This is a genomic window from Okeania sp. (assembly GCF_983059655.1).
Genome location: NZ_CEZPJD010000001.1, coordinates 9,762 through 18,604, shown reverse-complemented (window position 1 = coordinate 18,604; position 8,843 = coordinate 9,762). Strand labels below are relative to the sequence as shown.

Annotated in this window: 14 protein-coding genes and 1 riboswitch; of the genes, 8 read left to right on the top strand and 6 right to left on the bottom strand. The window is 36.4% G+C overall.

Annotation, left to right across the window (positions count from 1 at the left end; all coding sequences use genetic code 11):
• Positions 1 to 996, top strand: a 996-nt coding sequence (locus AC3DU7_RS00100) for a calcium-binding protein (protein WP_488037339.1), incomplete at its 5' end; no start/stop codon positions are given.
• 266 nt (positions 997 to 1,262) lie between these two features.
• Here the strand turns inward: AC3DU7_RS00100 and AC3DU7_RS00095 are convergent.
• Positions 1,263 to 1,496, bottom strand: coding sequence for a transcriptional regulator (locus tag AC3DU7_RS00095; RefSeq protein ID WP_488037338.1), 234 nt, complete (start codon positions 1,494 to 1,496; stop codon positions 1,263 to 1,265).
• Entirely contained in the window at positions 1,471 to 1,779 is a 309-nt protein-coding gene (locus AC3DU7_RS00090) for a type II toxin-antitoxin system HigB family toxin (RefSeq protein WP_488037337.1), read from the bottom strand. The genes AC3DU7_RS00095 and AC3DU7_RS00090 overlap by 26 nt, the downstream gene beginning before the upstream one ends.
• 109 nt (positions 1,780 to 1,888) lie before the next feature.
• On the opposite strand from AC3DU7_RS00090, the gene AC3DU7_RS00085 reads away from it, so the two are divergent.
• The 4 genes from AC3DU7_RS00085 to AC3DU7_RS00070 are packed head-to-tail and all read left to right on the top strand — an operon-like array spanning position 1,889 to position 3,189.
• The gene (locus tag AC3DU7_RS00085; RefSeq protein ID WP_488037336.1) at positions 1,889 to 2,212 is read left to right on the top strand and encodes a DUF6883 domain-containing protein; all 324 of its coding nucleotides are present in this window, start codon (positions 1,889 to 1,891) and stop codon (positions 2,210 to 2,212) included.
• 3 nt (positions 2,213 to 2,215) lie between these two features.
• Positions 2,216 to 2,446, top strand: a complete 231-nt coding sequence (locus AC3DU7_RS00080) for a DUF4926 domain-containing protein (RefSeq protein ID WP_488037335.1) — start codon at positions 2,216 to 2,218, stop codon at positions 2,444 to 2,446.
• Positions 2,447 to 2,492: 46 nt separating this feature from the next.
• Positions 2,493 to 2,969: a PIN domain-containing protein gene (locus AC3DU7_RS00075; protein WP_488037334.1), complete on the top strand. Its 477-nt coding sequence runs from the start codon at positions 2,493 to 2,495 to the stop codon at positions 2,967 to 2,969.
• Positions 2,959 to 3,189, top strand: coding sequence for a hypothetical protein (locus AC3DU7_RS00070; RefSeq protein ID WP_488037333.1), 231 nt, complete (start codon positions 2,959 to 2,961; stop codon positions 3,187 to 3,189). Before AC3DU7_RS00075 ends, AC3DU7_RS00070 begins: the two co-directional genes overlap by 11 nt.
• A gap of 181 nt (positions 3,190 to 3,370) precedes the next feature.
• Here the strand turns inward: AC3DU7_RS00070 and AC3DU7_RS00065 are convergent, their stop codons facing one another.
• Positions 3,371 to 3,739: an Imm30 family immunity protein gene (locus AC3DU7_RS00065; protein WP_488037332.1), complete on the bottom strand. Its 369-nt coding sequence runs from the start codon at positions 3,737 to 3,739 to the stop codon at positions 3,371 to 3,373.
• The gene (locus AC3DU7_RS00060; RefSeq protein WP_488037331.1) at positions 3,736 to 4,122 is read right to left on the bottom strand and encodes a hypothetical protein; all 387 of its coding nucleotides are present in this window, start codon (positions 4,120 to 4,122) and stop codon (positions 3,736 to 3,738) included. The genes AC3DU7_RS00065 and AC3DU7_RS00060 overlap by 4 nt, the downstream gene beginning before the upstream one ends.
• Positions 4,123 to 4,162: 40 nt before the next feature.
• Here AC3DU7_RS00060 and AC3DU7_RS00055 point away from each other — a divergent pair, with 40 nt between their 5' ends.
• Together AC3DU7_RS00055 and thiC are read left to right on the top strand one after the other, a co-directional pair.
• The gene (locus AC3DU7_RS00055; RefSeq protein WP_488037330.1) at positions 4,163 to 4,357 is read left to right on the top strand and encodes a DUF4926 domain-containing protein; all 195 of its coding nucleotides are present in this window, start codon (positions 4,163 to 4,165) and stop codon (positions 4,355 to 4,357) included.
• Positions 4,358 to 4,690: 333 nt separating this feature from the next.
• A riboswitch (TPP riboswitch) is annotated at positions 4,691 to 4,788 on the top strand.
• Between the two features lie 8 nt (positions 4,789 to 4,796).
• Positions 4,797 to 6,176, top strand: a complete 1,380-nt coding sequence (gene thiC / locus AC3DU7_RS00050; protein WP_488037329.1) for a phosphomethylpyrimidine synthase — start codon at positions 4,797 to 4,799, stop codon at positions 6,174 to 6,176.
• A gap of 156 nt (positions 6,177 to 6,332) precedes the next feature.
• Here thiC and AC3DU7_RS00045 read toward each other — a convergent pair whose 3' ends face one another.
• Positions 6,333 to 6,806: a hypothetical protein gene (locus tag AC3DU7_RS00045; protein WP_488037328.1), complete on the bottom strand. Its 474-nt coding sequence runs from the start codon at positions 6,804 to 6,806 to the stop codon at positions 6,333 to 6,335.
• A 260-nt stretch (positions 6,807 to 7,066) separates the two neighbouring features.
• Positions 7,067 to 7,699, bottom strand: coding sequence for an orotate phosphoribosyltransferase (pyrE, locus tag AC3DU7_RS00040; protein WP_488037327.1), 633 nt, complete (start codon positions 7,697 to 7,699; stop codon positions 7,067 to 7,069).
• 440 nt (positions 7,700 to 8,139) lie between these two features.
• Between pyrE and AC3DU7_RS00035 the strand changes: the two genes are divergently transcribed.
• The gene (locus AC3DU7_RS00035; protein WP_488037326.1) at positions 8,140 to 8,541 is read left to right on the top strand and encodes a hypothetical protein; all 402 of its coding nucleotides are present in this window, start codon (positions 8,140 to 8,142) and stop codon (positions 8,539 to 8,541) included.
• Positions 8,542 to 8,843 lie beyond the last annotated feature (302 nt).

Sequence of the window (8,843 nt, the reverse complement as noted above, 5' to 3'; positions counted from 1 at the left end):
ACTGTTGATGAAAATGGAGCAGAATACTCTTTAACTTTTAACTTGAATGTACCTGCTCCAGAAGGTGGTTTACGAGTAATTTGGTCAGAAACAGATTCTGATGATGCTTTTGGTGATATAGATTTTCCTCCTGAGTTAACCAATGCTTCTAACCTAGAAGAACTCGACCCAGTTGGTGACGAACTCGCACGTTCAGCAATTACGATCAATGAAGGAGCAACTACAGCAACCGTTACCTGGACAACTCTTTTTGATAGTGAGGAGGAAGGAGATGAAACCACAACTATTGAGTTGCAACCAGAAGATGGTTATATAGTTGATTCAGAAAATCAAGTAGCTGAAGTAGTTATTGAAGATGTATCTATTGATGACGGTGTGCAAATTGAAGGTACTGCTGAAGCAGAGCGTCTCAGTGGTGGTACTGGTGACGATACTATTGTCGGTTTGAATGGCGCGGATACCTTAGCAGGTAGTTTTGGCGACGATGAAATTATTGGTAGTCGTGGCGATGACTTCCTATACGGGCAAGATGGAAATGATACACTAGAAGGTCGTCTTGGTGTTGACTTCTTGTTTGGTGGTGATGGTGATGATATACTAAATGGTGGTCAAGGTCGCGATCGCTTCAACGGTGGTGCTGGAGATGACACGATGACTGGTGGTGCAAGTATTGACAGTTTTATCTACAACACTAATGGAGCATTTGATTCAGAGAATATTGGTGTTGACACTATTCTAGAATTTCAAGAGATCGACCTTATCCTCTTAGATAAGTCAACCTTTACTGCTCTTGACAGTGCTGCTGGAATTGGGTTCAGCGTTGATAGTGATTTCGCCATAGTCACCGACGATGATGATGTAGATGGTTCTAGTGCTTTAATTGTTTACAGTGAAGAGTCTGGTGGCCTGTTCTACAATACAGGTAATGATTCTACTCAGTTTGCTATCCTTGACGGTGCGCCTACTATTACTGAGGATAATTTCCAAATAAGGTAAGAAGGTGATATCTTTCAAGTAGTAGAGACAAATCTTTACTTTTATTAGGGAGGTTCCATAGAACTTCCCTAATTTTCAACATATATCTATTCCTCATTTATAAATAAAGAAGGAGAAATATGGAAAAAATCACCCAGCTCCTGAATTTGATTTTCTGAAAGTTTGTAATTTCCATTTAAAACTTCTAAAACAATAGATTCATTGCCCAAAATAGGAATTAAATCTTGAGGATAAAGCTGAGATTATTCTAATAAAGCTTTCAGGAGTTATGCACCACGAATAGTAGGAATTGGTTCGTGTTTTTCTTCATATTCATAGACTAACATTCCTAATATTTTTAGATAATCGCGGTCGTCTTTTGTGAGGGAACCTTTGTCTAAAATAGAATTAATCCGATTTTGAGTAGCAATTAATTCAGCTTCGTTAGTTATAGGGCGAGGGGGGAAAGTAGTAATTAATTCTATATAATAATTGTTAGGAGTTTTGAAACCAATCGTCATTTTTCCAATTTTCCTTATCGTATTCAGAGTGCGTTAGTACAGCACAAATAAAAATTATTTTGTATTCGTAATCAATATAAGTAATTAGTCGGTAATTATTTCCTCCAATGTTAAAGATAGTAAAATAGCCAACTAAGTCTGCTGAAGAAAAGATTTGCCGTAAATCATTAAAGTTTTTAAACTCTTCATCTGATACCCGGTTATACCATAGCAAAAGTCCAGGTTTAGCATTAGAATTTTTTTCCGAGTATTCTCTCAGCGTTCTCCGACTGATAATACACATTTTAGCGATCGCTTTTTATTTATGCTAATATATATGATGATATTTAGTGATAGTTGTATGGTTTGATAGTAAGGTGAGTTTCTCTAATTTGTTTTTAGAATTTAGTTAAATGTATTTGAATCCGAATTCCATAATTTCTCCCAATAAACTTACGCAATATTTATTAATTGCTTTACCCAAGGATGATAAATCTCAATATTTGGCTCAGGGAGGTTACACTTTAGATAATTGGGAACAATTAGAGAAGGATTTACGAGAACAAATCTTAACTTTAGAAGCACAACCTACCCTTAAAACAAAATATGGGCAAAAATATCAGATTATTGGTTCATTAAATTGTCCTAATGGTTTTATTTTAACTATAAAAACGATTTGGATAGTGACTGAAAAAATCACTAAATTTGTTACTTTATTTCCTGCACAGGAGAGATAAAAAATGACATTTCCTCTATTTTCTCAAGTCCAATTAACTCAAGATATTCCTGAGTTTAATCTCAAAAAAGGTAGTATTGGGGTAATTGTTGAATATTATCCTATGTCTGAAGGAGAAGATGGCTACAGTGTAGAAGGTTTAATTGCTCAAGATACAGTAGAAGTTGCTGAGTCTCAAATTGAATTAATTAATGTTGAACAAATACAAGAAAAACAAACCTTTTTAAGTCGATGATAAAAAAAATAGAAATGATATTTTTAAGCAAGAAAATACGGCTGATATGAGTGACAAGTGCAGAATTTATTTAGATGCTTGCTGTCTCAATCGTCCATTTGATGACCAAACTCAGCCCCGCATTGCTTTGGAAACTCAGGCAATTCTTACCATTCTAAATCAATGCCAGTCTGGAAAATGGAAACTCATTACTAGCGCTGCCTTAGAAACGGAAATTGCTCAAACACCCAACCTCGAAAGACTGAAAAATGTCTTGACAATACTAGCGATCGCTAAAATCAAAGTAGTAAGTAGCCAATTTATAGAAAAGCGTTCTGTAGAACTTATAAAATTAGGATTTTCTGGCTACGATGCTGCCCATATTGCTAGTGCTGAACGCAGTCGTGCCGACATATTTTTGTCCACAGATGATAGACTAATTAAAAGAGCGCAAAAAAATCAATCAGTTATTAATGTAGCAGTTGATAATCCTGTAAGTTGGTTGATGGAATATACATATAATGAGAATAATAATGATGACTAAAACTCAACAAGAAATAATCAGACAAGGATATGAAGCATTAATTAATTCTTTAGGAATTGTTGATACAATCCGATTTCTTCAATACTATAGCTCTGGACAGGGAGATTATAGCCAAGAACGGCATCAGTGGTTAGACAAAACGCCAATAGACGAAATTTTGGCCTTAATGAAACAGCAACCAGAAAATGATAATCACGAGTACAATGAAATTATTAATTAATTGCTTGATTTTACTAATACCCAAAATCCCATCAAATTTTGCGGAAAAATATACAAGGTTTATTGTTTTATTTTCTGCACAGGAGAGATAAAAAAATGAAATTTATTCTATTTTCTCAAGTTCAATTAATTCAAGATATTCCTGAGTTTAATCTTAAAAAAGGTAGTATTTCTAGTAAAAGTTAATATAAAAAATGAGGTGTCTTTTGATTAGCTAATTCTAGACTATTTTGATAAATTTTACAAGCAGATTCATCATTAATGATTCGATAGTGAATAATTTTTGTCCATTCTGGTGCAGCGTTCATTAATTGAGGAATAACTTCAATAAAAGCTTGTATTTGTTTTTGCAGGTCAAAATATTCTAAAAAATGAACTAAAGTAAACATAATTTCAGGATGTTCACAATTATCATCTAAGATAAGATGTAAGTCTTTTAAATTATCATCATTAGGATTTTTAGCAATTTTTTCTAAAGTTTCCTCAAATATATTGATTTCTTGAGGTGTTTTCATTAAACGATTTTCTTGTAATATTTTTATTAAATTCATAAGCTTATAACTCCTTTATCAAAAAATGTTAACCAAGTTGTTTTATTAAGTTTAATAAGTTTTTGCAGACCCTTTCTAATATCTGTATTATATAATCCTTGAAGAAGATAAATAGAGCGAATATCCCAAACTTCTTGCGCTAAGGTTTGTCGAGGGGAAAGAGTTAAGTCTGGACTTTTGCCATAGGATAAAGTTTGACGATGACGACCTCCTTTTCCAGGTGATAAATGTTCGACCATGATAGCAATTCCTTGATTAGTTGTGTAACCTTTAATTTTAGCTTTCATGTAAGCGTTGGATGGTATATGATGAGGCGTTAAATTATCTCCTCTACGACCAACTTTTATTAAGTCAACGATTTGGATAGTGGCTGAAAAAATCACTAAATTTGTTACTTTATTTCCTGCACAGGAGAGATAAAAAATGACATTTCCTCTATTTTCTCAAGTCCAATTAACTCAAGATATTCCTGAGTTTAATCTCAAAAAAGGTAGTATTGGGGTAATTGTTGAATATTATCCTATGTCTGAAGGAGAAGATGGCTACAGTGTAGAAGGTTTAATTGCTCAAGATACCATCGCTCGCCCCCGCGCATCCCCCCCAAAGTTGGGGGGTTAGGGGGGCAAAATACTGAAATAATTACCCCTGCTAATAATTGATTTTGACTGATAGCTGAAATGACATTGACTCAGAACATTTTCTAACCGAGCGTTAACTTTATCATAGTTCTCATTTCTTAATCTAAAAGATAATAACACTCGGCAAAAGGAATAATTCTTTCTTCAGCTAACCAGGTAGAGACATTGCATACAACGTCCCTACTTTGTGGTCTACTAATATCATTCATTAACTCACCCTACTGGACCTTAAGCTCATCAAATATAACTTTTGACTTCTAACTTTTGACTTCTGACTTACTTTCCCTCGATCCCAAAAAAATGCTATATTGAAAAGTTAAGCTAGGGGTGCCTAAATATTAGTAGGCTGAGAAATACCCTTAGAACCTGAGACTGGTTAATACCAGCGGAGGGAAGCTGTTTATTTAAGGAATGAATATATGCGGACAGAATGGATTGCCAAGCGTAGTGGACACAAAAATGTCTCTCAGATGCACTATGCTCGTCAGGGAATTATTACCGAAGAAATGGACTTTGTGGCCCAACGAGAAAATCTCCCTGCTGAGTTAATCCGCGAAGAAGTAGCAAAGGGACGGATGATTATCCCTGCTAATATTAACCACACTAACCTAGAACCGATGTGTATTGGCATTGCTTCTCGGTGTAAAGTTAATGCTAATATTGGTGCCTCTCCCAACACTTCCGATATTGAGAAGGAAGTTGATAAACTGAAACTGTCTATTAAATACGGTGCAGATACCGTTATGGACTTATCTACAGGTGGCGGTAATTTGGATGAAATTAGAACTGCTATTATCAACGCTTCACCAGTTCCTATCGGTACAGTACCTATTTACCAAGCTGTAGAAAGCGTTCATGGCAGAATTGAAAATTTGACTGCTGACGACTTTCTTCATATTATCGAAAAGCACGCTCAACAAGGGGTAGATTATCAAACTATCCATGCCGGAATTTTAATCGAACATCTACCTTTAGTCAGAAGTCGTATCACTGGTATAGTTTCCCGTGGCGGTGGAATTATTGCTAAGTGGATGCTACACCACCATAAACAAAATCCTCTTTACACTCACTTTGATGACATCATTGAAATCTTCAAAAAATACGATGTTTCTTTCAGTTTAGGAGATTCTTTGCGACCTGGTTGTACTCACGATGCTTCTGATGAAGCGCAGTTAGCAGAACTAAAAACATTAGGTCAATTAACTCGCCGTGCTTGGGAACATGATGTCCAAGTTATGGTAGAAGGTCCCGGTCATGTACCGATGGATCAAATTGAATTTAATGTTAAGAAACAAATGGAAGAGTGTTCGGAAGCACCTTTCTATGTTTTGGGTCCGTTAGTAACAGATATTGCTCCTGGTTATGACCATATTACTTCTGCTATTGGGGCAGCCATGGCAGGTTGGTATGGTACTGCAATGTTATGTTATGTGACTCCGAAAGAACATTTAGGTTTGCCTGATGCTGAGGATGTGCGCAATGGGTTAATTGCTTATAAAATTGCTGCCCATGCTGCGGATATTGCTCGTCATCGTCAGGGAGCCAGAGACCGGGATGATGAACTTTCTGCTGCTCGTTATAATTTTGATTGGAACCGTCAATTTGAGTTATCTTTAGACCCAGACAGAGCAAAAGAATATCACGATGAAACTTTGCCTGCGGATATTTATAAAACTGCTGAATTTTGTTCTATGTGCGGACCAAAATTCTGTCCGATGCAGACTAAGGTTGATGCTGATGCTTTGACAGAGTTAGAGAAGTTTTTGGCTAAGGAAAAGGAAGTTGTAACTCAAAGTTAGGCGTTGCATAAATGCGCTTGGCATTTTCATAGTTTTGTGGAAGTGGAATGGGCATCTTGCCCGTTCCTGTGAGGCAATGCTAGAAGAATTGTTAGATGTTCTACAAGGTAATAATTAATTATTCATTATTCATTATTCATTATTCATTATTCATTATTAATCCAGCTCAAGAAACATTTTGAGTCTTTCTAAAACTATAGCTTCTTGTTGACTAATTTTAGGTCCTGTACCAAATATTCCTTCTCCAGAAGCATTAGCTATTTGAGTAGCTATTTCATAGAGAAATTCTTTGTATTCTTGAGCTTCTTTCGGAGTAGCTTTGAGATGAGTGATCGCTACTGCTGCTTTAATTTTTTCTTGTGCATCTTCCAGAAATTCTGGAAAATTTACTGCATTTTCTATCTCATTTATTTGAGTAGTTTTTTGTGCAATATCTACCAACAAATTTTGAATCAGTTGATTATCCTGATAATTTAACTTAGCGTGTTTAACTTCTTTGTTAAAAGTAAATACTTCTTTAACAGCCGAAAAAAGTGTAAATTCAGAGGCAATAATTATCATTGAAACTAAAGTAATTGCTTGTAACAATAACTGCCATTCTGAATTTGTATAATCTGCTTTAGTCGTCATTTTCCTGACTAATATAGCATTACAAGAATTGGTTAGGACATTTTTCAATCCTGTTTTGCTGCGTAACATTCCGCAGGACAACGCGTAGCATTTCCGCACCGGAAACCCTTTTATAGCAATGAGCGCTGATATATTTACAAATTACAGTAGGGGCCAAATAGCTAAAAGTCTTATATTGTCCGCAATTTATTCCCCTCCTGGGAGGGGTTAGGGGTGGGTTCCCTATTCCCTGTTGCCTGCGCACAGCGCTATACAGTTTGCTATTCCCTGTTCCCTGTTCCCTGTTCCCTAGTGCGTAGCGCTATATTTTTCAGATTTTCTTGTAGCTCTGATATAGTAAATATTGACTCAAACTGAAGACCTTCTTTTTGATAAAGCTCTCTACCTCCTTGCTCTCTATCTACAAGGGCAAAAACCCGATCTACTTGATAGCTTGCTTCTCGCAGTCGATTAACAGCTAGCATTGCTGAAGCTCCAGTTGTGACAACATCTTCCAAAACAACTACTCTGGCATTAGCTTCTAGTGAGGGTCCTTCAATATAAGCCATTGTGCCATGTCCTTTAGCTTGTTTTCGGATAATTAAAGCTGGTATTGGACGATTTTCATAAGCTGAGACTACACTAACAGCAGTAACTATTGGATCTGCACCTAAAGTTAAACCTGCTACACCTTGAGTATCTTCAGGTAACATGGACAAGAATAATAGTCCAGTTGCTAAAGCACCTTGGGGATGAAGAGTAACGTATTTACCATTGATGTAATAGGAGCTACGTTGTCCAGAAGACAAGACAAAATCTCCTTCGCGATAAGCTAAATTACATAACAAATCGAGTAATTCTTGTTTAATAGTGGTTAGATCGAAAGTAGCTAAGGATGAAATTTGATTGGTCATACTTTTATGGCGCTATGCGCTAGGGAATAGGGAATAGGGAATAGGGAACAGTAGACTGTCAAAAGGTTTTTGTTGGGGAAAAGCTCCGCTAACAAAATGAGAAAATGTCCTAACCTTAATGCGTAGTTATAATTAAAATAGTTCCAAGATACAGCAGATTATACTAAGCGTGAGCTATACCCCGAAGCGGGCATCTTGCCCGCACTTGCATTCATTCAATTTTTAATCTCTGTACTTCATAACTCCCGAAACTAATATATATAATTTTTTGCCTTATAGCACTACGCAAATAGGGCGCGAACATTTACAAATACTCAAAGTTAATCAGGGATAACTTCTGACTTCTGACTTCTGACTTCTGACTTGTGCGTAGCGCTATATAATCTCACTGCTATAATACGAGCAATTTCGCAGTAATAACCTACAATAAATAATAAACTATGGCCATGAATTGGAAAAGCCTTAGTGGCATAATGATTTTTTCAGCGATCGCGACTCTAACATCTGTCCAAATTGCTGAAGCGGGAGACCCTAAATCTCCTGTTCGTACATATCAACCTTTTGCAGAAGAGTTTAACGAAGCAAGTCAAAGATATTCTGGTAACTTTTTTGACAAAACAGAGTTGTTGAACCAAATAGGTCGTTATTTCGGTATTGTAAGGTTTCCCGATGAAGCTATTTCTGACGACTTACGCCTAATTAATCAGCTTTATATAGAGGAACAAAGGCGACAGTTTTCTAGTACACCAGTTATTAGAACTCCTGATTTAGTTAATCCCTATAATTCATCAATAATGACAGCTCCTCCTTCTGATTCAATTCCTACTTTTGGTGGTAATTAGACATCTCCAGAAAAGAGGGAATAGCAGAGCTGTTTCATTCTCGATAGACACGAAGACACGGGGATGGAAGCATTTAATTTATGATTAAAAGTGGACTTTTCGCCCAAATGAAGTAGAACTGCCCATAACTGTCTCCCCATCAGAGTTTGAGAGAAACGCCAAAATTTAGAATGAAACAGCCCTGGAGGGAATAGGGAATAGGGAACGGGAACGGGCAAGATGCCCATTCCACAAGACTATTAAAATCTCAAGTGCATTTATGCAACTCCCTACTCCTCTACTCCCCCATTCCCCTACTCCCT